Raw genomic sequence first — 23,972 nt, 5'->3', positions numbered from 1 at the left:
TAGAAATTATTTTAAAGTTTCAATATGAGCTTCGATAGCTTTAAAATCTTCTTCAGTTAAACCTTTAAGGTTAAGTTTCATGATCGCACCTTGACCATAAGCATTTCTTTTGCCTTCTGAATATTCTTTCATGTATTGAAGTCTTTCAGCAGAAGAAAGAGTTTTTAAAGCTGGAACTTTGTTTAAATAAACTTTATCTGCTTTTGCACCATGGCATACTGCACATTTTTTAAAAAGTGTAGCACCATCTGCAGCAAAAGCAGAAACACCAAGACATGCCAAAGCAGAAACTACTAATAATTTTTTCATTTGTTTTCTCCTTAGTAAAAATTAGATTGCTAGGTATTATATATCTTTATTTTTATAAAAATCTTAAGAAATTAAAGATAATGTTTATTTTCTTTTTAAAAAAGCTATATTATAATGTTTTTTATGAAAACAAAAGCATTATTTTTAGATAGAGACGGTGTGATTAATATAGATAAAAAATATGTTTATAAAATAGAAGATTTTGAATTTTGTGATGGAATTTTTGAGCTTTGTAGATATTTTTTAGCTAGAAATTATTTGCTTTTTATAGCGACAAATCAATCAGGCATTGCAAGAGGATATTACAAGGAAAGTGATTTTTTTAAGCTTTGTGATTATATGCTTAAAGAATTTGCCAAACAAGATATAAAAATTGATAAAATTTATCATTGTCCACATTTAGAAGGTTGTGAGTGTCGCAAACCTAAAACAGGAATGCTTTTAAAAGCAGAAGATGAGTTTGATTTAGATATGAAAAATTCTATCTTTATCGGAGATAATCTAAGCGATATGCAAGCAGGATTAAATGCTGATATTGGCACTTTGATTTTAGTGAATGAAGAAAAAAAAGAAGGCGATTTTTTTAGACAATTTAAAAATTTAAAAGAAATTTTGAGCTTTTTTAAAGAAAAGGACATTTAAATGAGAATAGCAATCACAGGTGGTGCGGGATTTATAGGTTCGCAACTGGCTTTAAATTTGCAAGAAAAACATGAAATTTTAATCATCGATAAAATGCGTAGTAGTGCGACTTTTGAAAATGGAAATTTGCAAAGTTTTGGGCATTTTAAAAATTTACTTGAATTTGATGGAGAGCTTTTTGCAGGTGATATTAATGATGAAAAAGTTTTAAAAAAGATTGAAGATTTTAAGCCAGAGATTATTTTTCATCAAGCAGCAATTTCAGACACTACAGTTTTTGATCAAACTAAGGTTTTACAAACCAATCTAAATACTTTTAAAGATTTTATAGAACTTAGCATAGATCTTAATGCAAAGCTTATTTATGCAAGTTCAGCTTCGGTTTATGGTGATGCAAAAAGTCCACAAACTGTAGGTAAAGATGAAGAACCAAAAAATCCTTATGCTTTTTCAAAATTGATGATGGACAAGCTAGCGAAAAAATACTACGATAAAGCCCATTTAGTAGGACTTAGATATTTTAATGTTTATGGAAAAGGCGAATTTTATAAAAACAAAACCGCTTCTATGGTTTTGCAATTTGGCCATCAAATTTTAGCAGGAAAAAATCCACGCTTGTTTGAAGGAAGTGATAAAATTTATAGAGATTTTACCTATATCAAAGATGTTATTAATGCCAATTTAATCGCCCTTGATTCAAAATGTGGAGTTTATAATGTAGGCAGTGGTAAAGCAAGAACTTTTCAAGATATAGTTGATATTTTGCAAAAAGAGTTAAAGACTGATTTGCCTTGCGAATATATCCCAAATCCTTATGTAAAATCTTATCAATTTCATACCGAGGCAAAACTAGATCAAACTTGGGATTATCAGCCAAAATTCACTTTAGAAGAGGGGATAAAAGATTATTTAGGAGAGATAAAAAGACTTTTTGAAAAGGAAGTAAATGCTTGAGTTTTTAAGTCAGCAAAAACCTAAAATTTTGATTATAGGGGATTTTATGGTGGATAATTACACTTGGTGTGATTGTTCGCGTATCAGCCCTGAAGCCCCTGTTTTGGTAGCTAAAACTCTTAAAGAAGATAAAAGATTAGGCGGGGCTGCGAATGTTTATGCAAATTTGAAAAGTTTAGGAGCTGATGTTTTTGCACTTGGTGTTGTGGGCGATGATGAGAGTGGGAAATTTTTACAAGAAAATTTAAAAGGAGAATTTTTGATCCAAAAAGGACGCAAAACCCCTTTTAAAAATCGCATTATGGCGCACAATCAGCAGGTTTTAAGACTAGATGAAGAAGATACAAGTGAAATTTTACTTGAAAATGAACTTATAGCTTTGTTTGATGAAAAGATCAAAGATTTTAAAGCTGTGGTTTTAAGCGATTATGCCAAAGGTGTTTTAACCCCTAAAGTTTGTAAGGCTGTGATAGAAAAGGCTAAGGCTTTAAATATCCCTGTTTTAGTTGATCCTAAAGGCAGTGATTTTAGCAAATACAGCGGTGCAACCTTACTTACACCTAATAAAAAAGAAGCTTTAGAGGCTTTGAAATTTGAAAATTTAAAGGGTGAAAATTTAGAAAAAGGGATTAAAAAATTAAAAGAAGATTTTGCTTTGCGTTATTCTATCATCACCCTTTCAGAAGCGGGGATTGCACTTTTTGATGAGGGTTTAAAAATCGCACCTGCTAAAGCCTTAGAGGTTTATGATGTAACAGGAGCTGGCGATAGTGTGATCGCCGTTTTAGCTTTTTGTTTGGCAAATGAGATTGAAATTTTTAAAGCTTGCGAACTTGCCAATGAAGCCGCAGCTGTTGTGGTAAGTAAAATAGGTAGCGTGAGTGCGAGTTTTGATGAGATTAAGAGTTTTAATCGTGTGGATTTTGAGAAAAAAATCAAAAGCAAAGAAGAACTTTTAACGCTTTTAAAACAAAATGATAAAAAGATTGTTTTTACAAATGGTTGTTTTGATATCGTGCATTTTGGACATATAAAATACCTTGAGAAAGCTAAAAGATTGGGCGATGTTTTGATTGTGGGCTTAAACTCAGATGCGAGTGTGAAAAGACTCAAAGGCGAGAGTCGTCCTGTAAATTCAGAGTTTCAAAGAGCTTGTATGTTGGCAGCTTTTTATTTTGTGGATTTTGTAGTGATTTTTGATGAAGATACGCCTTTGGAACTTATAAGCTTTTTAAAACCCGATATTTTGGTTAAAGGAGCTGATTATAAAGATAAGCTTGTTGTGGGTGTGGATATCGTTTCAAAGGTTGAATTAATCGACTTTGAAGAAGGATTTAGTACAAGCAAGATCATAGAAAAGATTAAGGATAAAAAATGATAAATTTAGTGGAAAAAGAATGGCAAGAACATCAAAAAATCGCTCAAGAAAGTGAAATTTTAAAAGGACAAATCGCTAAAATAGGTGAGCTTTTGTGTGAGTGTCTTAAAAAAAATGGTAAGATTTTGATTTGTGGAAATGGTGGAAGTGCAGCTGATGCACAGCATTTTGCAGCTGAACTCAGTGGGCGTTATAAAAAAGAACGCAAGGCTTTAGCAGGTATAGCACTTACAACCGATACTTCAGCACTTAGTGCTATAGGAAATGACTATGGTTTTGAGTTTGTTTTTTCAAGACAAGTGGAAGCTTTAGGAAATGAAAATGATGTTTTAATCGGTATTTCAACGAGTGGAAAAAGCCCTAATGTTTTAGAAGCTTTTAAAAAGGCGAAAGAACTTAATATGCTTTGTTTAGGGTTTAGCGGAAAGGGTGGTGGAATGATGAATAAGCTTTGTGATTATAATCTTGTCGTACCAAGCGATGATACGGCTAGAATTCAAGAAATGCATATTTTAATCATACACACACTTTGTCAGATTATAGATGAAGGTTTTTAATTTTCAAAAATTTTGATTTTTTATATACTCTACAAATGGTGTTAAGTCAAATTCTTTAATTTTCCTTTCCATTGTATTAAGATATTTAACTATATTTTGGGTATTTAAAATATGCGTATTATCTCTTATGGCATTAAGTTGCATAGAGTTCATATCAGTATTGTAATGTGCAGGATCTTTATAATTTTTTATGTTGTCAGCGTAGTCCAAATCATCAAATCCATATATTTTTACATTAGGATATTTTTGAGTTTCTTGTATAATCCAACTTAAAATAGCATAATAGTTTGAAAATAGAGCACTATCTTTATTATAATATTCCCCATAACTGAGTTTTCTATAGTTTAATCTTGAATAACTTGGTATAATAAGATAAAACTGCGTTTTTTGATATTTTTTAATAAAACTTAAGAGATATTTTTTTGTATAATTTTTAAAATGTGAAATATCTATATCAAAATTTGGTTGAAAATTTTGAGCTTGTAAAATTTCATTTTGAAAATTTTTATCATGCCACCATTCTTTACTCCAGTATTCAATACCTCCAAAGTGGTTTTTATTTTCTAAAAACCAATTTGTTAAAGTATCTAAATTATCTTTTCCTATACATTTTTCTTTTTTTGAAAAAAATATAGCACAATTAATAAAACGACTTGAGAGATATAATTTAAATAAATCAATAGTTTTATCATTGTAGAGTGAAATAAAGTTTTTGTCTTTGGGTGTTTCAAGTTCATTTAAAGCTCTAATGTCTAAAGAATAAATAATGTTTTTAATATCTTTATGTTTAAATAAATAATCTAAAATTACCGCTCTTAATGCAAATGTGCTTCCACCTAAAGATAGATTTATCCAATTACCTCCTAGTTTTTTGTTTGCTTCTTTAGCAGAGGTATTTTCAAGCATAGAAGTGCCTATTATGGCAGAATCAAAATCTTTGTACAGAATGAGTCCTCTAGCTTGCATTCTCATATCTTTCATGTAAGTTTCTTTTCTAAAATATGGTGGATGAAAGAACCAAAAAGGATCGCGAATATAAAGCAATGTAAAAAGAATTATTACGAGAGGCAAAGGACATAATAAAGAAAAAAGAATGAATTTTTTATCAGAAGTAAACAATATTTTTCCTTAAAAATTAAAATAGATAAATTCGGTATATGGTGTAGCAATAAGAGTAATTAAAGCTATATAAAATAAAAACATTATAATAAGGGAATTTTTAAAGCTCGACTTAAAATCTTGAAGCATATTAATGCTATTTTTAAAACAAATACATAGTATAAAGGAGACTAAAATAAAACCTACCATTGTATCATTTCCGCCTATTTTTTTAAATAAAAGCCCTGCTTTGAATTTTAACGGCAATTCCACCCAAACTACCCCAAACATTGATTTTAAGAGGTTTATAGCCCCTTGTAAATTTTCACTTCTAAAGAAAATCCAAGCTATATTGATAAAATTGAAAGTGATAAACCAAGATATAATTTTATAAATTTTCGAATTTAAAAAAGTTTTGCCTTTAGTCCAAAAACTATAAATTCTATGGCTTATCATAGCTATAGCGTGCAAAATTCCCCATATAACAAAACCCCATCCGGCTCCATGCCATACTCCGCTTAAAAAAGCTACGATAAAAAGATTTCGTAGATTGATAAATTTTCCAAAGCGATTTCCTCCAAGAGGGATATATAAATAATCTTTTAAAAATCTTCCTAAAGTAATATGCCATTTTCGCCAAAAATCAGCTATATTTAAAGCTTTATATGGAGAATTAAAATTTATAGGTAAAGCTATGCCGAAAAAAAGAGCTAATCCTATGGCCATATCACAATATCCACTGAAATCAAAATAGAGTTGAAAAGTATACGAAAGGCTTGTTGCCCAAGCCTCAAAAATATTTAAAAAATTTCCATTTTGCACAACTGTAAATCCTGCATTTGCCCAAGAAGCAAAACTATCAGCTATGTAAACTTTTTTAAAAAGTCCTATAGAAAATATAAACAAGCCCTTTGCTATTAATTCCCAATCGATTAAAGCTTTTTCTTTATTAAGTAAAGAATGAAATTGTGGCATCATTTCTTTATGATGGACTATAGGACCTGCGATAAGTTGCGGAAAAAAACTGATAAATAAGCAATAATCTATAAAATCAACTTTTTTATTTTCCAATAAATCCTCAATATTACTTTTTTTATAACAGTCCACTAAAAATGCAATTTGTTGAAAAGTGAAAAATGAAATTCCTAAAGGTAGTAAAATATGTGGTAAAGGAATATTAAAGTCTAAATGAGCAAGTTTGGAAAAAAGATTAAAGTTTTCCAAAAAAAAGTCTGTATATTTAAAGATTGCTAGCAAGCAAAGGTTGAAGATAATACCTAGATAAAGTAAAGTATATCCTGTCCCATTATTTTCTTTTCTTAAGATAAGGTTTGCAAGAAAAAAATTTATCAAGGTTGAAAAGGTTAAGATGAAAATATAATCAATTTTAAAATAGGCATAAAAAAATAAACTAGCTAATATTAGAAATATTTTTGCACTTGTATAATATTGCAAAGCTTTTAATACATAAAAGCCTAATAAGGTTAAAGGCAGGAAAATAAAAATAAAAATAAAAGAGCTAAAAAGCATAAGCAACCCTATAAAATTTTTGCAATAAATTTTTATTCTAACTAAAATTTTTTTATGGAGTGCTTAATTTTTTAATTTCTTCTATCACCTTTTCAGGCTTTAAATCTTTCATGCATTTGTGGTGTTCTAAAGGACAGGTTTTTTGCATACAAGGCATACAAGCTAGATTTAAATGCACTAATTTTGCGTTTTCATTTTGCCAAGGTGAAGTTTGAGTAAATTTCGTAGGGCCAAAAATAGCTACGGTTTTTACCTTATAAACCGCACTTATGTGCATAGGTCCACTGTCATTTGTGATGAAAAGATCGCAAAAAGCGATATTTTGACAAAGGGTTTTGATGGTGGTTTTATTGCAAAGATTTTTTACTTTTATGTTTTGTTCTTTTAAAATTTGATAAATTTCATTACAAAGTTCTTGTTCGGCTTTTCCTGCGCCAAAGATTAAAATTTCATGACTTTGGCTGAAATTTAAAGCCACTTTAGCAAAATAATTCGCATCCCATCTTTTTGCACTTCCAAAGCTTGCACCAGGGTTGAGTCCTAGAATTTTTTTACCATTTCTTAAGATAAGAGGGTTTTGAAATTTTAGTTTAAAGGGAAGTTTTAAGTCTTTAAAATGAGCTTTTATGCCAAGTGAGTTTTCTATAAAATAAAGGTATTTTAATACTTGATGTTCTTCTTTGTGCTTGTTTTTGTCAAAAAAATATCTTTGTTTTGTTTTGAGAATATGCAAGATAATCTTAGAAGAAAACGCAGATCTAAAAGCAAAGCTAAAATCGATTTTGCCAAGTTCTTTGCGTAAAGATAGGGCTTGTTTATAGCGGGATTGTTTATTTTCTATGATGATTTTAGAATTAGGAAATTCCTTAAAAAGTGCCGTGGAAACCAAAGAGCCATAAAGGATAAATTGAGCATTTTTAAAATGTTCTTTTATAACGTATAAAGCAGGTGAAGCCATCACCGCATCGCCTAGCCAAGTGGGAAGGTGTATAAAAATTTTCATAAATTTCCTAAACTTTGATAGAATTGTTTTTATTATTTTAACAAAATTTAGGAAAAATATGCCACAACTTTCTATCATAATCCCGCTTTTTAATTCTTGCGATTTTATCTTAAGAGCTTTGCAAAGTTGCATAAATCAGACTTTAAAAGATATTGAAATTTTGATTATCGATGATAAAAGTAAAGATGATAGTTTAAATATGGTTTTAGAATTTGCTAAAAAAGATCCAAGAATAAACATCTTTCAAAATGAGGAAAATTTAGGCACTTTTGCAAGTAGAAATTTGGGGGTTTTGCATTCTAGTTCTGATTTTATAATGTTTTTAGATAGTGATGATTTTTTAATTCTTGATGCTTGTGAAATAGCACTTAAAGAGATGAAAAAAGGTTTTGATTTGCTTTGTTTTGATGCCTTTGTACATAGGGTAAAAACCAAGCAGTTTTATCGTTTTAAGCAAGATGAAGTTTTTAATCAAAAGGAATTTTTAGAATTTTTAAGCAAACAAAGGCATTTTTGCTGGTCGGTTTGGGCGAAGTGTTTTAGAAGAGATATCATCTTAAAAAGTTTTGAAAAAGTTAAAATAGATGAGCGTTTGAGTTATGGCGAAGATGTGCTTTTTTGTTATGTTTATTTTATGTTTTGTGAGAAAATAGCTGTTTTTAAAACTTGTATTTATCATTATGAATTTAATCCAAATGGAAGATATGAGAATAAAAATAAAGAAATTTTAAATCAAAATTATCACGATAAAAAGAAAAGCAATGAAATTATAAAAAAACTATCAAAAGAGTTTTTACATGATGAATTTCATCAGAAATTATTTGAAGTTTTGGAGAGAGAGGAAAAGAGTTTATGTATGAGAGCAAATAAGATTTAGCTTTATAATACTTTATGATTTTTATTTATAAATTTAAAATAGCAATATTTAATTAAATTTATAAATATATTTTTTATATTTTTATTATTAAAATCTTCTTTTAATTTTTCTTTGATTATTTTATAATACTTAATTTGATTTGTATTTATTTTTAATTTTTTTGCAATATTTTGTGGTATAAAATGATATAAAGAATCAAACCAAAAATAAACTTTTATAATGTTATAATTTTTTCGATAATTTCTAGCACACCATAAAAGCATTATTTGATCGTCATCAATTATTCCAAATGAGGTAAAATATTTTATACATTTTTGCATATGATGTTTAAATAAGAGCCAATTTTTTGATTTTGCGAATATAATACCACCTATTAAAAATGTTTCCATGGAAAAGTAAATGTTTGCTAAAGTTTGTTTATCATCATTTTTTATTGAAAAGAGATTAATTTTATTTTCATCTATACTATTTTGTTTTTGTAGATAAAAGTTAAATTGATCTTTATCTACGAAAAAATTTCCTCCATGATTAAAACCAAAATCAAGCCACATTATATTCTCATCAGTCAAACCTCTTTGTATAGCATCACATACAAAAAAAGGTTTTAAATACATAAGGTAGCAATACATAGGAGAAATACATTCTATATTGTTTGGATTTTTTCTATTTATACTTTGATCATAGTTTCTAAAAGTATCTATTATTTTTTTATAACCTTGCTCATCAAATTCTTGTAATTCTTTGGTTATTATTATGGTTTTGTCTTCTAAATTATGTTTTTTTCTTGTATCTAAAATTTTTTCCTTTATATTTTCTTGGGTGTATATAATCATTTTATTTTTGATACCTGCTAAAAATTCAAAATAAGATAAATATTTATCATTATCTCTTTCAAAATTTTTAATATCTTTTCTACCTATATCATAAAAAGCTGTTACTATCGTAATTTCATTATCGATCATATTGTATCCTTAAATAATATTTTATCTATCATGGAATGTTTTCTAATTTTTTTAAAAATTTTTAATGAATGTATGCTTGTTTTATTTTTTATATCATTCCATAATTTATCACTATATTTATCTTTTGCATGATATTGCAAGAGATGAATATCTGTATCATTTGTTATGTATAAATTTAAATTTAAATACTTTTTCTTTAAGGTGTCAAACAATATTTGAAACATAAAATAATATACTAATTTATTCTCATATTTCCAATAATTAATCAATATATCTTGCATTATCTTCATAATCTCATTATTTTTATTTGATAATATAAAACCATTTACAATATTAACTTTAAATTTCTCATCCCAAGAAAAAAAATTATAATTAAAATTTATCCAATTTTTGTAATCTTGCGGTTTTTTTGCAGATCTATGAAAAATAAAAAAATCTTGATCTAAAATTTCTTTTTGAATTTCTCCGCTTAAAAACATACCAGCGTCTAGCCAAATTCCACCATAATTATTGAGCAAAGAAACTCTTAATAAATCAGAAAAAATAGTTATCGTTTTTTCTCCAAATTTTTTATCATCAATTTTTTGATAAATAAAATCAGGAAATATTAAATAATCTTTTATATTATCTTTATCAAGTAAAACAACTTCATAATTACCTTTATATTTTTGAACAGATTTAAAACACTTTTTTATAATACAAGGTGCATTATCAATACCTTGATACCAAAATTGCCATATTATTTTTTTGCCATTTATATTCTGTGTTTTTTTTATCTGTATGTCATCTAATTTATTTTCAAAGTATTTTTTTATATAAGTATGTTCCAAATAATTAGCTATATTCTCATGTTCTTTTTGATATAAGATCTTACCTTTTATAATTCTTCTATATTTATTTAAGAAAAATGCAGAATAAATAAAATACAAGCTATATAATACAAAATTATTCATATTTTCTCAATTTTTTTAAACTAGGTATAAAAAATACGATTTTATTTTTTATCTTTTTTATATATTTTGAAATTTTACTTCTTTTTCTATATCTTCTTTTATTATCATCTTGCACATAAGTTTGGGCTCCAAATATCTCATCAGTAGTTATAACAACAGGATATAAAGCATATACATTTATTATATTATCATTACTAGTACAATGATCATATGGAAATATTATTTTTTCTAAGTATTTATACATTTTTAAGGCGCCATTTTTATTGATATAATATCCATGGGTTCCATTGCCGCCACCAACCAATCTTTTTGCATGATAAAAATCATCTATTTTATAATCATATCTTAAAGAAAATGGGCTTTCTATACGAAATCCATCGTCTAAATAAACCTGCCTATAATGACCAAGTAGGAATAATTCTAAATCTTTTGGAAATTTATCTTTTAAACTTAAAATATAATTTAATTTTTCATCAAAATAAGCATCATCTTCCAATATCAAACACTCATTTAAATTTAACTCAAACATTCTTTCAAAACATTTTTTATGGGATAAAGCACACCCTATCTCACCAAGACTTAAAGTTCTACCTAAATATTTTTCCGATAAAGAAAAATCACTAATATTTTTTACAAAATCACTATCCAACTCTTTTCCATCAACAGCTTGTATGATTTCATAATCTAAATTATGCTTTAAACATAAATTCTGCATATATTCTTTTCTATCTTTGGCTATTTTTAAATTGATTATAAAAAATTTCATAAATAAAAACCTATCATAATAATTTATAAGATAAAATTATACTATAATATAAACAAAAAAGGTTATGGCAATGATATATTATCCGTATTATTTAAAAAAATATTTAGCGAAGATTGCATGCTTGTTTATACCAAATAAAAATATAAGGGCAATAATTAGAGAAAAATTACTCAATCAATTTATGCAAATAAAACTTGATAATTTAAATTCGTATATTCCAAAAGATATAGTAGATAATATAGAAAAATATGATAATGAACATTTTTATAAAATAAATCACATTATAAAATCTAAACACAAAGGATTTTTTGATTTTGACGAAAAATCTAAAAATCCAACATCACCTTTAAATCCATGGGCTTATATAAGAGTAAAAAATGAAGCATTAACTTTGAAAGCTTCGTTAAAAAGTATACTTCCGGCTATACAAAGAGGGATTATAGGATATAATGATTGCAATGATGGAAGCGAAGAGATAATCTTAGAATTTTGCAAACAGTATCCTTCTTTTATACCAGTAAAATACCCTTATGAAGTACAAATTGAAAATCCGCAAAGTGAAGAAAATAAACTTTATAGTTATTATAATTATGTTGCAAGCTTTATTCCACAAGGAGAATGGCTTATAAAAATAGATGTTGATCATATTTATGATGCTAAAAGACTTTACAAAAGTTTTTATATACCTAAAAAAGACTATGATATACTTTGTTATTCTCGAATAGATTTTTATTATAAAGATGATGATAGAGCTGAGGTATTTATAGTAAAGTATAAGAGTATCAATAATATCTTGAATAACAAGAGTAATGATCAATGGTTGATAAAAAATAATCATCTTAAATGGGCAGAAAGTATGCATGAAGATAGGTATTGTATAGAGTATTTGGATATAAAAAAGTTAAAAATTTATCAAACAGAATTTTTAAACTATCATTTTCCATATTTTAAGAGAAGCTTAGATAAAAATAAGATAGAATTAATTCCCATAGATGATTTTAGTATCAAAGAATATAAAGATATAATATCACCTGATATGGTAACTAAAGAAAAATTGCTATATTTAAAAAAATATATAAAGGAAAATCAATGAAAAAATCGAAATCCATACAAATAATCAAACAGCAAGGAATAGCTGAATTTATAAAATATAAAAAAAATAAAATATACACTAAATATGAGAAAAAATTTAATATCAATATTTTTACTCCTTATTTATTAAAATTTTGTAAACCTTTAAAAGATGATTATAAATTTATATTATTTAGCTATGGTGTAAGTGGGCATTGGGCTTTTAAAAGTTTTTTAAAATATTGCGAATTAGATGACTTTGTCTTATATCAGAATAATTATAGTTATTATAAAGAATATAAGAATTTTAATAAAAAAAATTATTATGTAGAAATAGCTTGGTATCAAAGTATGCAGCCAAAATATAAGCATATAAGTAAAATTTTAAATAAAAATAAGCCTGTTGTAATTTTGACAAGAGATCCTATATCTAGATTAAAAACAATGGTTAATCATGGTTCTTATAAGATTGAAGAACTTGGTAAAAATGAATTAAAAAATTTTTATATAAATGAAGATATATTTGAAAATTTAGATAGAATAAGATATACAGATAAAAATGGACATAATACTAATCTTAAAAAACCTGATTTATCATCTATCTATTTTATCGTAAACGAAGAGCTAAGTTTTAGCTATTTTTCAAATATAAACTTGATTAAAAACAAAAATATATTATATGTAGACACGAAATCAATTTCAAAAGATAATGCATTTGCCACTATAAAAACTCTTGCTAAAGAGCTTAATTTTAAAGAACCAAATGATAATGATGAATATAAATTTAAGCAGAAATTTTGGAACGAATTGTATTATTTACTACCTTATAGACTTATTGTCAATAATGATATTTTGATAATAGTATCTGATGAAAATAAAGTATTTTTAGACAATGATAAGCATTATAATGAGATAAAAGATGATTTAATTGATATAAAAAAAGAACTTGTAAATACAAAAAGTAAGTTATTTGATAAAATTTCGATTAATATAGAAAATAAAAATTGGACCATTATTAAAGATGATAAAGCTTTAATCAATGATCTTAGAGAATATTTTGAAAAATTTATGATTATTTTAGAGAAAAAAGCGAATGAAAGACTTGAAAATATGGTAAAAGAAGAAGATGTTTTAAATTATTTAAAGGAGCATCAAGATTTAGGAAAAAAAATTAAAAATATTTTGGATTATGAATTACAACATATAAAAGAGCATAGACCAGATATTATTAATAGTTGGGAATACTATAAAAAATTTCTTGAAATTTTTTAAAGAATAATCGAATAAAATGGAGAGCGATCTATCAGACTTTCCATTTGTTTAATATATCAGCCACTTTTTTAAAATCATTTTCTTTCATGGTTGGCGATATAGGTAATGACAAAACTTCTTGATGGATGTTTTCTGTTACGGGTAGTTGTAAATGATTTAAATCTTTATAGCATTTTTGCTTATGAGGAGGGATAGGATAGTGTATAATAGTTTGAATATCATGATTATTTAGATAGTGTTGTAATTTATCTCTAAGTTTTGTTTTGACTACAAATAGATGCCAAACATGATCAAATTTATTACTAGGTAATATAATATTTTCATTTTTTATATTTTGTAGATAAAAATTTGCTATATTTTTTCTTTTATTATTGTCTTCATCTAAATATTTTAATTTTATATCCAAAAAAGCAGCTTGTATCTCATCTAATCTAGAATTTAATCCTGTATATAAATTTTCATATTTTTTATGAGAGCCATAGTTTGCTAAAGCTCTAATTTTAGATGCAAAATTATCATCATTGGTGCAAATACACCCAGCATCCCCTAAAGCACCTAAATTTTTACCAGGGTAAAAAGAAAAACCGGCAGCATCTCCCAAATTTCCAACTCGTTTATCTTTATAAATAGCGCCATGTGCTTGAGCACAATCTTCTATAATTTTTAAATTGTATTTATTAGCTAACAACTGAATTTTTTCCATATCACAAACTTGACCATAAAGATGAACAACCATGATAGCTTTAGTTTTTTTTGTGATCTTTTCTTCTATTAAATCAGGATTTATGTTGTAAGTATTGATATCAGGCTCTATCAGTATAGGTTTGCATTTATTATCAGTTATAGCTAAAATTGATGCTATGTATGTATTTGCGGGAACTATGATTTCGTCATTTTCTTTAAAATTATAAGCTTTTATGATCAATCTTAAAGCATCAAGCCCATTTGCAACGCCTATGCAATGTTTAACCCCACAATATTTTGCAAAATTATTTTCAAATTTTTCACATTGCTTTCCAAGTATATACCAACCACTTTCTAGAATTTCTTTAAATTTTGTTATAAATTCAGTATTAAATCTATCATTTATTTGTTTTAAGTCTAAAAATTTTATCATTTGATTTCCATTATTATAAAATTAAAAATTAAAATAAATACAATTATACCTAATAATAAAGCTGTATAATTAAACATTTTTTTATATTTTCTATATTTTTTTATAAAAATATCCCCTGTATTACATTTTTTTGCTAATTGTAGATAGTCCTTAAATGTAAAATTATATTTTTCATATAAAATTTTAGCATTGGCATCATTTTTATAAAATTCCATTATTTTATGATAACCCCAATATTTTTTATATATGTTGTCAGATTCTAAAGCCATTATTCCTAAAAAAAAAGGCAATGTCTCTTGATAAGGTTTTATATTTGTTTTATTTACTTCTTTATGAAAAATTTGCTCTAATAAAAATATATTATCAAATTTTAAGTAAGTATCTAAGAGCATTTCTGTTTCTAGATTTTCTCGAGTTGTTGTGATGCTATTATGAGCACTTATATTTGTTTTGTCCCTAGTTCTTCTGTATCTTATAAGTTGTGTTTCAAGTATTTTAATTTCGCCAATATTTAATATATCAATATGCATCTTCATATCTTGATAGTTGCACATTGAATTTGGTAAAGGATATAATTTTTCAAAAACATCTCTTTTTAAAGATAATCCAACTGATGTTAAGCAGTTGTATCGCATAAATAAATAATATAATAATTCTACCTTATTTCTTTGTTTTAATGGATATAAGTTCCCTAAAATTTCATTATTTTCATCTATACAAATCAAATTTGGATATACAGCTATAATATCATTATCTTTAAATGTTTTATAGATAATTTCTAAAGCATTTTTTTCTAATATATCATCACTTGCACAAAATACTATGTATTCTCCATTTGAGTTTTCAAAAGCTGTATTTAATGTCGCATTTATACCTTTGTTAAATTCATGTTTTATAAGTTTTATTCTTGGATCTTTAAATTTTTGAATTTCTTTTGTGCTATTATCACTTGAACAATCATCTACTATAATGAGCTCAAAATCACTAAAACTTTGCTCTAAAACACTTTGTAAAAAATAACTCACATATTTTTCATGATTAAAACATGGAGTTATGATAGATATTTTTTTCATTTTTTTACTTTATGTAAAAAATTTATTTTTGGCGAACAACTACACCCTATACTTTCTTTATAATCACATAATCCAAAATTTGGAGTAGTATGTAGAGTTGATGTGCCTATGTCAACTATTTTGAAATCCTGATTTTTATAATATAAAAATAAATTATAAGATAAAAAATTCATAGGGCGATATTTATTGCTATTTGTAGTATTTCCCCAATATACCACTCTAGCTATATTTTGGCTCATTATATGAACAATAGCAGATGCTATAGGTATATCATCTTTATATACTAAAAACAAATCTGTAGGTATAATTTTTGATGTCTGTTCTACATCTTCAATTGTCATATTTAAATTATAGTTTTTACTTTCTCTGTTTTCTTTTATTATGTCATATGCTATTTGTAAATTATTACTCTTAATTAGAGATAAGTTATTTTCAAAATTAGAGCGTAAGTTTTTTCTAGATTTATCTATATTTTTTAAATAAATTTCATAATTCACATCATAATCATTTATAATAAAATTATTAGATATTAACGCATTTTGCAATTTTGTTATATGGCTGTAGTTATAAAATAATGGTGGTGTATTAAAATATATATTTTTTTTACAATTTTCATTAGCCCATTTAATTATAAGTTTAATAGCTTCATGATAATACAACATTTTATTATCTCTTGATATGTTTATTAAACATGAAAATGGTGCTGAAAAAGGAAATAGCATATCATTTTCTTTAATACCACAAGAAATAATAAATCTATTTTTATTATTTTTAAATAAAAAATATTTCACATCATTTACTTTATATTTATTATAATTTATAAAACTGACTAAGTCAAAATATGAAAATGTTAAATCAAAATTATGATATTCGCTTTCTGTTATTTCTAATATATCCATTCAAATCCTAATATTTACAAAAATTTCAGCACCAAATTCATGCATATAATCATTTAATTTGTATAAACCATCTAGTAATTTTTCATCTATAATTTTATTTTCTAAGCATAATGACATTTTAGAATGATTAAAAGGTTTTATAAAATACGAACCACTATCTAATATACACCCCCCCCCGCCAATATGATTTTTTACGAATTGTGTGAGTTTATTTAAATCAAATGTTGTATTTTGTTGAAATTTTATGGCTGTATTTGTCAAATTTCCAAGTTTATTTATCAAACCACTCTCATAAGCCCAAAGCAAATGAAAAGAATTTGAATTCGGGACATTTATATGAATTATAGTTTCTTTAATACATATTTTTAAAATATCTTTTAAAAAACTATCAGGATTATTTACTTCGTGCAATAAGCTGCTACATATTATAAAATCAAAATTATTATTTTTCAATGTTTTTGTTATATTTTCTAAGAAATCATTAAAAATTTCTATATTATCCTTTTCCTTAAAATCGCTTATAGCTTTATTATAAAACGCATCAGACGGTTCTATTATAGTTGCTTTATTAAAATTTTTATAATAATTAAAAATAGAATCCATGCCACATCCTATTTCTAAAATGTTTTTAGGATTGTATTTGTTTAAAATTTCTAATACTTTTTTTCTTCTATAATAAACCATTATTTCTTCAAAATCATGCTCTTTGCTTGTGTAATTTTTAGTATATTGTTTGATATTTCTTTTCATAGTATTTTCTTTATTTTTTTTGCTGGGGTACCAGCATAAATTGTATATTCTTCTGTATCTTTTGTTACAAGTGAACAAGCGCCTATTATACTTCCTTTTTTTATCTTTACATTTGGCATAATTGTTACATTTGCTCCAATCCATACATCATCTTCTATAATAATTTTTGCATCTCCATCATGTATTAATTTATTTTTGACATACTCACAATCTAGTAAAAAACTATTATTACATGGTCCACTATCAACTATTAAAGTGCAATCTCTAGCAATAGAAACATTATTGCCTATAAACACTTTTATGTTTTCTATCCTATTAAAAATTATATTTAAACCAATGTTTGCAAAAGAATTTTTACCAAATTGAACTCCCATTCTCTCCCAATATAATTTTCTTATTCTTGCATCTGGATAATAAACAGCAATAAATTTGCATAATCTAATAGGCATTATGCCAACATTTTTATATAGAAAACTGTAAATAAATTGATCCAAATATTCTAAAAAATATTTTTTAAGCATTATAAAACCTTTAAAAACTCATCATAATTTCTTATATACTCTTTTTCATCATAAAAATCACTTGCCAAAACTAGCAATTTTGCTCCATAAGAAAAATTTTTCATTTCTCTCCACATATTTTTACCTATATAAAGACCCATATCAGGACGATTTAAACAAATTTTTTCACAATTTTTTCCATCATTTAGTATTATATCACAAGAACCACTCATCATTATAAGCACTTGCTCTAAATTTTTATGTGCATGTGCTCCTCTTGGAAAATTTGGATCTGTATCAAATATATAATACACCCTTTTTATCTCAAATGGAATTTCTTTATTGCTTTCTAAAGCTACTAATTTACCTCTATCATCTTTTATGGCATCTAACTTTAAAATTTTATAACTTTTCATGCCGCTTTTAAGGCATGATTTTTATAGCATACCCCCCCCATATTATTTTTTAATTCACAAAAATACTTATAATCATAAATATATTCTTTTTCATCATAGTAAGTATTTGTTAATACCAATAAAATACAATCTTTAGAAAAATTATACATTTGTTTCCATATCATCTTATCTATATATAAGCCTTTGGTTTTGTTGTTTAATATTATTTTTTGTTTTGTTTTTCCATCGTCTATTAAAATTTCGCAACTTCCATTTAAAGCTATAAAAATAAATTCTGAATTTAAATTAGCATGATCACCTCTTATTGAATCATCTAAAAAATCATATATATAAAAAATTCTTTTAATTTCAAATGGACAATTTACATCTTTTTGATGGACATTTAATATTGAATTTTTACTATTTATGGCTTTGAATTTTAATATTGTATAGTTCAAATTTAACCCCTGTATTTTTTAATGTACCATTGTATAGTTTTATCTAAACCGCTATTAAAATTTTCTTGTGCTTTCCAATCTATAACCCTTTGTAATTTTGTCGAATCTATGGCATATCTTCTATCATGACCGACTCTATCCTTTACAAAAATAATTTGTTCTTTATAAGAAGTCTTTTTTGGCAATACATTATCTAAATAAGAACAAATTTTATTAGCTATGTCTATATTTTGCCATTCTTCATTTGTTCCTATATTAAATACATCAAAAAAGTTATTATTTTCGTTTATTTTTTCAAAAGTATATTTATAAATATTTTCTATAGCTATGCAATGATCTTTTACATATAGCCAATCTCTTATATTTTTACCATCTCCATATATAGGAATCGGAGTCCCATTTAAAGCATTTCTTATTATAGTGGGTATAAGTTTTTCATCGTGCTGAAAAGGTCCATAGTTATTAGAACAATTAGAGATAACAGCATTTAATCCATAAGTATAATGATAACTTCTAACAAGCATATCAGCACTTGCTTTTGAAGCTGAATAAGGGGAATTTGGAGCATAAGCGTTATCTTCTGTAAATTTTCCATTTTCTCCTAAAGATCCATAAACTTCATCTGTACTTATTTGATAAAAGAAACTTTGTTTAAATTCGTCTTTTTTAAGAAAAGGTTCGAGAAACCAAGTTTTATAAGCTGAGTTTAATAAATTCCAAGTTCCGTATATATTTGTTTTTATAAAAATATCTGGATTTTTTATAGAATTATCTACATGTGATTCTGCTGCAAAATTTATAACCGCATTTATTTTATATTTTCTGAAAATTTCATTAATCAAAAAAACATCACTTATATCTCCTTGAATAAATATATAATTAGGATTATTTTTTAATTCATTTAAATTTGATATATCGCTAGCATATGTTAAAAAATCTAAATTTATAATTTTAGCATCTGGATTTTTCTCAAAAAAATATAATAAAAAATTACTACCTATAAAACCAGCTCCGCCAGTAACTAAAATATACATTATTTTCCTTGACTAAGTATTTTATATAAATATTGACCATAATTACTTTTTGAAAGTAACAATGCTCTTTTTTCTAGGACTTCATTATCTATCCAGTTGTTATTGTAGGCTATTTCTTCCAAGCAGGCAATCTTATAACCCTGCCTTAATTCTATGGTTTGCACAAACGAACTAGCTTCTATAAGACTATCGTGAGTTCCTGTGTCAATCCAAGCAAAACCTCTTCCTAAATGTTGTGATTTTAGCTTATTTAACCTTAAATATTCTATATTTACATCTGTTATTTCAAGTTCTCCTCTTGCACTTGGTCTTACATTTTTTGCAATATCTATAGCATCATTATTATAAAAATATAAACCAGTTGCCACATGGTTGCTTTTTGGATTTTTGGGTTTTTCTTCCAGGCTTAAAACATTTCCATTTTGATCTATTTCTACCACTCCAAATCTTTCTGGATCTTTTACATGATAAGAAAAAATACTAGCAAATCCTTTTTTTAAGTCATCTTTTGCATTTTCCAAAATATCACTAAAGCCTTGTCCGTAAAAAATATTATCTCCTAAAATTAATGCAATATCATCATCTTGAATAAAATCTTGCGCCAAAATAAGTCCTTGTGCTAAACCTTCTGGACGCTCTTGAATTTTATACTGAATTTGCATTCCAAGAAAAGAACCATCTTTGAATAGCTCTTTAAATCTATCAATATCTTTTGGAGTAGAAATAATCAAAACTTCTTTAATTTTTGCAAGCATTAAAACAGACATAGGATAATAAATCATTGGTTTATTGTATATAGGTAAAAGTTGCTTGCATAAAGTTAATGTGCTAGGATAAAGTCTAGTTCCACTACCTCCAGCTAAAATAATGCCTTTCATTGTTGCACTCCTATTTAATATATTTCCAAAAAGTATATTGTGCATAAAGCTTTGCTATGATAAAACCTCTTTTGCCTTCTAAAAAACCTAATTTTACAAAATAAAGTTTAAAAAAAGTCCAATAAGGATTTATTAAAGCTTTAAGAAGGTTATTTTTTTTAGAATTTAGACTTGAGTATTTGTTTTGCTTATTTATAAATTGCTCGATATTTTCATAAGCATAATGTAAAAAATGATGTTTTAATTTCCCTATTTTTTCTTGACAGATTATGCTTTCGTGAACTTCTCTTTCATCAAATTTGGCATATTTTTTATGAAATAGTCTTATGTTATAATCAGGATATAGCCCCATTTTTGTTATTGCTTCTCCAAAGAAAAAATTTAATCTTGCTACTTTGTATGCTTTAAATGATGGATTTTTAATTATTTGCAATACTTCCTCTTTTAATTCTTCAGTAAAAACTTCATCACTATCTAAAACAAATATCCAATCATTATTTGCTTTTTCAACTCCAAATTGTTTTTGCTTTCCAAAACCAAGCCAATCTTGATGAAAAATTTTCACGTTTTTAAAAGCTTTTGCTATTATTAAACTATCATCTGTGCTTCCGCTATCTATTAAAATAATTTCATTGGCAAAATTAACACTTTGTAATACTTCTTGAAGATATTTTTGGCTATTAAAAGTTAGTATTACTATTGAAATATTCATGAGTATATTCCTTGATTATAACTTGCAAAGCGTCTATGAAAAAAAAAGTATTCCCAAGGTCTTTTTTTAATCATTTCTTCGCAACTTTGTGCTTGATAAAGTGTCAGTTCTTCTAAGCTTGCATTTTGAGAATCTTTTGCTTTAAAAAACTCTATGCAAAATTTACCACCTTCTTTATAGCCATAAACAGGGATGATCAAAGCATTACTTCTTTGTGCGATAAGGCTTGCTCCCATTTGATAATTCACTTCTTTGTTAAAAAATTTTAATCTTACGCTTTCGTTTTCTGCGCAGTCTTGATCGGTTAAAATTCCTAAAGTTCGCCCCTTTTTTAGGGCACTTAGCATTTGTCTTAACCCCCCTTTTTTGTCAATAAGCTCTATGTTAAATTGGGTGCGATTTTTACTTAAAATTTCATACATAACTTCGCTTTTTAACTTTTTCCCCACTATGGAAATCGCACCATATTTAGCTGCATAAGCAAGGCTTAAAATTTCCCAGTTTCCATAGTGTGCAGTTGTGAAGATAATGGGACGCTTTAAAGCTAGAGCGTCTATAAGAAAATTTTCATTGATAAAATTTACTTTATTGAGAATTTTTTCTTTGGTGGTGTTTTGATTTTGTAAACAATCAATTCCAAATTGAGCAAAATTTTCATAAATTTTCAAAGATAGTTTATCACGTTCTTTTTGAGTGTATTGAGGGAAGCAGATTTGCAAATTTATATCGATGATCTTGCGATGTTTTTTGTTAAGATAAAAAGTGATTCTTGCTACAATCAAAGCTAAAAAATGCAAGATACACTCAGGCATAAAAGTAACAAAAAATTTCAAAATATAATAAAGACTAAGATATATTCTATCACTATTTTTCATTAAGTAAGCCTTTGGCAAGTTTGAAGATATCTTCTTCTTCTATACGCGTGATACAAAAATCACTTTTATCGATATGCTTGGCATTTTGGATTTTTTTACCTGCATCAATGATTTTATTGGTATGAGTTTGAAAAGCATTGCGGTAGCTTGGTGTTGCACCAAAAATCGTAATAGATGCCTTATTTAAAGCAAAAGCTAAATGTGTTGGGCCGCTATCATTTCCTATGATTAAATTCATCATTTTTGTAAAAGCCATTAGTTCTTCAAGATTGAATTTTGGCGCTAATTCTATATGTGTTTCATCAATACCGCTAAGATTTAAAACCTCTTTAGCAAATTCGTATTCTTTTACATTTCCCCAAGCGAGCCAAATTTTTGCTTGTTGAAATTCATTGATTAAAAGTTTGCAAAGTATAGCAAGTTTGGTTTTAGGATAGATTTTATTTTCTACACTTGAACCCACGTGTATGAGTATGTTTTTTTCGTTTTTGTCGAGCTTGAGTTTATTGTTTAAGAGTTGTTTTAAATTTTCATCTACGCTAAAAATATCTTGCTTAAAGGCTAAATTTTTGACATTAAAATCAGTATTTAACATAAAGGAGGTAAGACTTAAGTATCTTACAAATACATTTTCATTGTAATCTAACTCAAGTTTTTGGTTGTAGAAATTATGAGCAAAACTTTCTTTAAGGCTATTTTTATCAAAACCAAAATTATTTCTACTTAAAATTCGACTTACAATAGCAGATTTTATAAGCCCTTGTAGATCTATTACTGTATTATAGTTGTTTTTTCTTGCTTTAAGAAGAATTTTTAGGCTTTTTAAAATTTTTTTGTCTTTTAAGGGCAGGGCATAGAGTTTGTCTATTAAAGGATGATTTTTGAGTATGCCTTCAAATTTTTCATCTACAAACCAATGAATTTTTATATCTTTTTTAAAATTTTTGACAAATTGCAAAACCACGGCACTTTGGATAATATCACCAAGTGCTGATAAACGAACAATTGCTATTTTCATTAAAAGCCTAATATTTTAAAATTTTTGCTATGATTTTAGCGAAATTATTTAAAAAAAGGTTAAAAATGGCAAAAAATGAAGGTTATATTTGTGTTTTTGATTGTGAGAGTGTGCCAGATGTTGAGCTTATCCGCAAAACTTTAGGTTTTGAAGGAAGTGATTTAGAGGTAAGTTTAAAAGCACTTCAGTGGCAAAAAGAACAAAGCGGAAGTGAGTTTTTGCCTTTGCCTTATCATAAAATCATCAGTATTTGTGCGGTTTTAAGCGATAATTTTGGAAAATTTATCAAAGTAAATAAAATTGATGGGCAAAATGAAAAAGAAATGATTGAGAATTTTTTTAATTTTATAGAAAATTATGAGCCAAAATTAGTCAGTTTTAATGGTAAAAATTTCGATATGCCTGTTCTTGTTTTAAGGGCTTTAAAATACAATTTAAAAGCAGCAACTTATTTAGATACCCAAAGTGATAAATGGAATAATTATAAAACAAGATTTTCAGAATTAAAACATTGTGATTTATTGGAATCCTTAGGTTCTAATGGGCGTGGAATAAAGCTTGATACACTTTGTTCTATGGTGGGTTTGCCAGGAAAATATGATGTACATGGCGATGAGGTAATGAAACTTTTTTATGAAAATGAACTTGAAAAAATTCACGAATATTGTGAAAGTGATGTTTTAAACACCTATATGCTTTTTTTAAAATATGAACTTATTAAAGGTAATGTTAGTGAAGAAGATTATGTTGATTTTCTTTCTTATATGAGAGATTTTTTGCGTGCAAAAAAATCAGATCGTTCTTATGCAGAAGTTTTTGCAAAAGCTTGTGAGAATGAAATTTCAAAAGTTCAATCTTAAGTATTTAAGAAAATATATTAAAATTTATTTT

The 23,972-nt window shown here is 26.3% G+C and carries 26 protein-coding genes and 1 pseudogene; 8 read left to right on the top strand and 19 right to left on the bottom strand.

The window, feature by feature from the left end:
- Positions 1–6: 6 nt before the first annotated feature.
- Positions 7–309, bottom strand: coding sequence for a cytochrome c (locus AJN69_RS07290; protein WP_002870485.1), 303 nt, complete (start codon positions 307–309; stop codon positions 7–9).
- 80 nt (positions 310–389) lie between these two features.
- On the opposite strand from AJN69_RS07290, the pseudogene gmhB reads away from it, so the two are divergent.
- The 4 genes and pseudogenes from gmhB to gmhA all read left to right on the top strand — a co-directional run bounded on the left by gmhB (position 390) and on the right by gmhA (position 3,840).
- Positions 390–951: pseudogene (gene gmhB, locus AJN69_RS07285) on the top strand (D-glycero-alpha-D-manno-heptose-1,7-bisphosphate 7-phosphatase).
- Positions 952–1,905 (top strand): ADP-glyceromanno-heptose 6-epimerase, encoded by a 954-nt coding sequence (gene rfaD / locus AJN69_RS07280; RefSeq protein ID WP_070288287.1) that lies wholly within the window; start codon positions 952–954, stop codon positions 1,903–1,905.
- The gene (gene rfaE1 / locus AJN69_RS07275; RefSeq protein WP_070288284.1) at positions 1,898–3,283 is read left to right on the top strand and encodes a D-glycero-beta-D-manno-heptose-7-phosphate kinase; all 1,386 of its coding nucleotides are present in this window, start codon (positions 1,898–1,900) and stop codon (positions 3,281–3,283) included. Before rfaD ends, rfaE1 begins: the two co-directional genes overlap by 8 nt.
- Positions 3,280–3,840, top strand: coding sequence for a D-sedoheptulose 7-phosphate isomerase (gene gmhA, locus AJN69_RS07270; protein ID WP_070288281.1), 561 nt, complete (start codon positions 3,280–3,282; stop codon positions 3,838–3,840). The genes rfaE1 and gmhA overlap by 4 nt, the downstream gene beginning before the upstream one ends.
- Positions 3,841–3,843: 3 nt before the next feature.
- Here the strand turns inward: gmhA and AJN69_RS07265 are convergent, their stop codons facing one another.
- The 3 genes from AJN69_RS07265 to waaF form a co-directional block, all read right to left on the bottom strand.
- Entirely contained in the window at positions 3,844–4,821 is a 978-nt protein-coding gene (locus tag AJN69_RS07265; RefSeq protein ID WP_172399495.1) for a hypothetical protein, read from the bottom strand.
- 147 nt (positions 4,822–4,968) lie between these two features.
- The gene (locus AJN69_RS07260; protein WP_070274361.1) at positions 4,969–6,468 is read right to left on the bottom strand and encodes an MBOAT family protein; all 1,500 of its coding nucleotides are present in this window, start codon (positions 6,466–6,468) and stop codon (positions 4,969–4,971) included.
- A gap of 52 nt (positions 6,469–6,520) precedes the next feature.
- Positions 6,521–7,471: a lipopolysaccharide heptosyltransferase II gene (gene waaF, locus AJN69_RS07255; RefSeq protein ID WP_070288278.1), complete on the bottom strand. Its 951-nt coding sequence runs from the start codon at positions 7,469–7,471 to the stop codon at positions 6,521–6,523.
- A gap of 58 nt (positions 7,472–7,529) precedes the next feature.
- Between waaF and AJN69_RS07250 the strand changes: the two genes are divergently transcribed.
- Entirely contained in the window at positions 7,530–8,348 is an 819-nt protein-coding gene (locus AJN69_RS07250) for a glycosyltransferase family 2 protein (RefSeq protein ID WP_070288272.1), read from the top strand.
- 2 nt (positions 8,349–8,350) lie between these two features.
- Here AJN69_RS07250 and wlaTC read toward each other — a convergent pair whose 3' ends face one another.
- The 3 genes from wlaTC to AJN69_RS07235 are packed head-to-tail and all read right to left on the bottom strand — an operon-like array spanning position 8,351 to position 11,029.
- On the bottom strand, positions 8,351–9,310 hold the full coding sequence (gene wlaTC / locus AJN69_RS07245) for a class E lipooligosaccharide biosynthesis protein WlaTC (protein WP_070288269.1): 960 nt from the start codon (positions 9,308–9,310) through the stop codon (positions 8,351–8,353).
- Positions 9,307–10,263 (bottom strand): class E lipooligosaccharide biosynthesis protein WlaTB, encoded by a 957-nt coding sequence (gene wlaTB, locus AJN69_RS07240; protein WP_070288268.1) that lies wholly within the window; start codon positions 10,261–10,263, stop codon positions 9,307–9,309. The genes wlaTC and wlaTB overlap by 4 nt, the downstream gene beginning before the upstream one ends.
- Positions 10,256–11,029, bottom strand: a complete 774-nt coding sequence (locus AJN69_RS07235; protein WP_070288267.1) for a glycosyltransferase family 25 protein — start codon at positions 11,027–11,029, stop codon at positions 10,256–10,258. Before AJN69_RS07235 ends, wlaTB begins: the two co-directional genes overlap by 8 nt.
- Before the next feature lie 70 nt (positions 11,030–11,099).
- Between AJN69_RS07235 and AJN69_RS07230 the strand changes: the two genes are divergently transcribed.
- Together AJN69_RS07230 and AJN69_RS07225 are read left to right on the top strand one after the other, a co-directional pair.
- Complete coding sequence (locus tag AJN69_RS07230) at positions 11,100–12,122, top strand: hypothetical protein (protein ID WP_002876190.1); 1,023 nt, start codon at positions 11,100–11,102, stop codon at positions 12,120–12,122.
- The gene (locus tag AJN69_RS07225; RefSeq protein WP_070288265.1) at positions 12,119–13,372 is read left to right on the top strand and encodes a DUF2972 domain-containing protein; all 1,254 of its coding nucleotides are present in this window, start codon (positions 12,119–12,121) and stop codon (positions 13,370–13,372) included. The genes AJN69_RS07230 and AJN69_RS07225 overlap by 4 nt, the downstream gene beginning before the upstream one ends.
- A 31-nt stretch (positions 13,373–13,403) precedes the next feature.
- Here AJN69_RS07225 and wlaRG read toward each other — a convergent pair whose 3' ends face one another.
- The 12 genes from wlaRG to waaC are packed head-to-tail and all read right to left on the bottom strand — an operon-like array spanning position 13,404 to position 23,081.
- Positions 13,404–14,489 (bottom strand): class E lipooligosaccharide biosynthesis aminotransferase WlaRG, encoded by a 1,086-nt coding sequence (gene wlaRG, locus AJN69_RS07220; protein ID WP_070288262.1) that lies wholly within the window; start codon positions 14,487–14,489, stop codon positions 13,404–13,406.
- Positions 14,486–15,562, bottom strand: coding sequence for a glycosyltransferase family A protein (locus tag AJN69_RS07215; protein WP_070288260.1), 1,077 nt, complete (start codon positions 15,560–15,562; stop codon positions 14,486–14,488). Before AJN69_RS07215 ends, wlaRG begins: the two co-directional genes overlap by 4 nt.
- Entirely contained in the window at positions 15,559–16,461 is a 903-nt protein-coding gene (locus tag AJN69_RS07210) for a hypothetical protein (RefSeq protein ID WP_070288257.1), read from the bottom strand. Before AJN69_RS07210 ends, AJN69_RS07215 begins: the two co-directional genes overlap by 4 nt.
- The gene (locus AJN69_RS07205) at positions 16,462–17,211 is read right to left on the bottom strand and encodes a bifunctional 2-polyprenyl-6-hydroxyphenol methylase/3-demethylubiquinol 3-O-methyltransferase UbiG (protein WP_250540932.1); all 750 of its coding nucleotides are present in this window, start codon (positions 17,209–17,211) and stop codon (positions 16,462–16,464) included.
- Positions 17,208–17,732 carry an acyltransferase gene (locus tag AJN69_RS07200; RefSeq protein WP_070288255.1) on the bottom strand — a complete coding sequence of 175 codons (525 nt, stop codon included), beginning with the start codon at positions 17,730–17,732 and terminating at the stop codon, positions 17,208–17,210. Before AJN69_RS07200 ends, AJN69_RS07205 begins: the two co-directional genes overlap by 4 nt.
- Positions 17,732–18,127 (bottom strand): class E lipooligosaccharide biosynthesis 3,4-ketoisomerase WlaRB, encoded by a 396-nt coding sequence (gene wlaRB / locus AJN69_RS07195; protein ID WP_070288252.1) that lies wholly within the window; start codon positions 18,125–18,127, stop codon positions 17,732–17,734. The genes AJN69_RS07200 and wlaRB overlap by 1 nt, the downstream gene beginning before the upstream one ends.
- The gene (gene wlaRA, locus AJN69_RS07190) at positions 18,124–18,564 is read right to left on the bottom strand and encodes a class E lipooligosaccharide biosynthesis 3,4-ketoisomerase WlaRA (RefSeq protein WP_070274344.1); all 441 of its coding nucleotides are present in this window, start codon (positions 18,562–18,564) and stop codon (positions 18,124–18,126) included. The genes wlaRB and wlaRA overlap by 4 nt, the downstream gene beginning before the upstream one ends.
- A gap of 2 nt (positions 18,565–18,566) precedes the next feature.
- Positions 18,567–19,598 carry a dTDP-glucose 4,6-dehydratase gene (gene rfbB, locus AJN69_RS07185; protein WP_070288249.1) on the bottom strand — a complete coding sequence of 344 codons (1,032 nt, stop codon included), beginning with the start codon at positions 19,596–19,598 and terminating at the stop codon, positions 18,567–18,569.
- Entirely contained in the window at positions 19,598–20,476 is an 879-nt protein-coding gene (rfbA, locus tag AJN69_RS07180; protein WP_070288347.1) for a glucose-1-phosphate thymidylyltransferase RfbA, read from the bottom strand. Before rfbA ends, rfbB begins: the two co-directional genes overlap by 1 nt.
- A 10-nt stretch (positions 20,477–20,486) precedes the next feature.
- Complete coding sequence (locus AJN69_RS07175; RefSeq protein ID WP_070288247.1) at positions 20,487–21,188, bottom strand: glycosyltransferase family 2 protein; 702 nt, start codon at positions 21,186–21,188, stop codon at positions 20,487–20,489.
- On the bottom strand, positions 21,185–22,063 hold the full coding sequence (gene htrB, locus AJN69_RS07170) for a lipid A biosynthesis lauroyl acyltransferase HtrB (RefSeq protein ID WP_070288246.1): 879 nt from the start codon (positions 22,061–22,063) through the stop codon (positions 21,185–21,187). The genes AJN69_RS07175 and htrB overlap by 4 nt, the downstream gene beginning before the upstream one ends.
- Complete coding sequence (gene waaC / locus AJN69_RS07165; protein WP_044780176.1) at positions 22,053–23,081, bottom strand: lipopolysaccharide heptosyltransferase I; 1,029 nt, start codon at positions 23,079–23,081, stop codon at positions 22,053–22,055. Before waaC ends, htrB begins: the two co-directional genes overlap by 11 nt.
- Positions 23,082–23,146: 65 nt before the next feature.
- Here waaC and AJN69_RS07160 point away from each other — a divergent pair, with 65 nt between their 5' ends.
- Entirely contained in the window at positions 23,147–23,941 is a 795-nt protein-coding gene (locus AJN69_RS07160) for a 3'-5' exonuclease (RefSeq protein WP_044780177.1), read from the top strand.
- Positions 23,942–23,972 lie beyond the last annotated feature (31 nt).

It is taken from the genome of Campylobacter sp. BCW_4338 (assembly GCF_001763255.1).
In the GTDB taxonomy this organism is placed as follows: domain Bacteria; phylum Campylobacterota; class Campylobacteria; order Campylobacterales; family Campylobacteraceae; genus Campylobacter_D; species Campylobacter_D jejuni.
The sequence above is the reverse complement of the archived record's forward strand: the minus strand, read 5'-3'. Positions and strand labels throughout refer to the sequence as shown.

Bases quoted from the DNA above. Each gene is read 5' to 3' on its own strand.
- AJN69_RS07230 (WP_002876190.1), top strand. From the start codon at position 11,100: ATGATATATTATCCGTATTATTTAAAAAAATATTTAGCGAAGATTGCA.
- gmhA (WP_070288281.1), top strand. From the start codon at position 3,280: ATGATAAATTTAGTGGAAAAAGAATGGCAAGAACATCAAAAAATCGCT.
- rfbA (WP_070288347.1), bottom strand. From the start codon at position 20,476: ATGAAAGGCATTATTTTAGCTGGAGGTAGTGGAACTAGACTTTATCCT.
- AJN69_RS07205 (WP_250540932.1), bottom strand. From the start codon at position 17,211: ATGAAAAGAAATATCAAACAATATACTAAAAATTACACAAGCAAAGAG.
- AJN69_RS07235 (WP_070288267.1), bottom strand. From the start codon at position 11,029: ATGAAATTTTTTATAATCAATTTAAAAATAGCCAAAGATAGAAAAGAA.
- rfbB (WP_070288249.1), bottom strand. From the start codon at position 19,598: ATGTATATTTTAGTTACTGGCGGAGCTGGTTTTATAGGTAGTAATTTT.
- AJN69_RS07215 (WP_070288260.1), bottom strand. From the start codon at position 15,562: ATGAAAAAAATATCTATCATAACTCCATGTTTTAATCATGAAAAATAT.
- AJN69_RS07260 (WP_070274361.1), bottom strand. From the start codon at position 6,468: ATGCTTTTTAGCTCTTTTATTTTTATTTTTATTTTCCTGCCTTTAACC.
- AJN69_RS07250 (WP_070288272.1), top strand. From the start codon at position 7,530: ATGCCACAACTTTCTATCATAATCCCGCTTTTTAATTCTTGCGATTTT.
- wlaRG (WP_070288262.1), bottom strand. From the start codon at position 14,489: ATGATAAAATTTTTAGACTTAAAACAAATAAATGATAGATTTAATACT.
- wlaTC (WP_070288269.1), bottom strand. From the start codon at position 9,310: ATGATCGATAATGAAATTACGATAGTAACAGCTTTTTATGATATAGGT.
- AJN69_RS07175 (WP_070288247.1), bottom strand. From the start codon at position 21,188: ATGAATATTTCAATAGTAATACTAACTTTTAATAGCCAAAAATATCTT.
- waaC (WP_044780176.1), bottom strand. From the start codon at position 23,081: ATGAAAATAGCAATTGTTCGTTTATCAGCACTTGGTGATATTATCCAA.
- wlaTB (WP_070288268.1), bottom strand. From the start codon at position 10,263: ATGAATAATTTTGTATTATATAGCTTGTATTTTATTTATTCTGCATTT.
- AJN69_RS07210 (WP_070288257.1), bottom strand. From the start codon at position 16,461: ATGGATATATTAGAAATAACAGAAAGCGAATATCATAATTTTGATTTA.
- waaF (WP_070288278.1), bottom strand. From the start codon at position 7,471: ATGAAAATTTTTATACACCTTCCCACTTGGCTAGGCGATGCGGTGATG.
- AJN69_RS07225 (WP_070288265.1), top strand. From the start codon at position 12,119: ATGAAAAAATCGAAATCCATACAAATAATCAAACAGCAAGGAATAGCT.
- AJN69_RS07200 (WP_070288255.1), bottom strand. From the start codon at position 17,732: ATGCTTAAAAAATATTTTTTAGAATATTTGGATCAATTTATTTACAGT.
- rfaE1 (WP_070288284.1), top strand. From the start codon at position 1,898: ATGCTTGAGTTTTTAAGTCAGCAAAAACCTAAAATTTTGATTATAGGG.
- htrB (WP_070288246.1), bottom strand. From the start codon at position 22,063: ATGAAAAATAGTGATAGAATATATCTTAGTCTTTATTATATTTTGAAA.
- AJN69_RS07160 (WP_044780177.1), top strand. From the start codon at position 23,147: ATGGCAAAAAATGAAGGTTATATTTGTGTTTTTGATTGTGAGAGTGTG.
- wlaRB (WP_070288252.1), bottom strand. From the start codon at position 18,127: ATGAAAAGTTATAAAATTTTAAAGTTAGATGCCATAAAAGATGATAGA.
- AJN69_RS07265 (WP_172399495.1), bottom strand. From the start codon at position 4,821: ATGAAAGATATGAGAATGCAAGCTAGAGGACTCATTCTGTACAAAGAT.
- AJN69_RS07290 (WP_002870485.1), bottom strand. From the start codon at position 309: ATGAAAAAATTATTAGTAGTTTCTGCTTTGGCATGTCTTGGTGTTTCT.
- rfaD (WP_070288287.1), top strand. From the start codon at position 952: ATGAGAATAGCAATCACAGGTGGTGCGGGATTTATAGGTTCGCAACTG.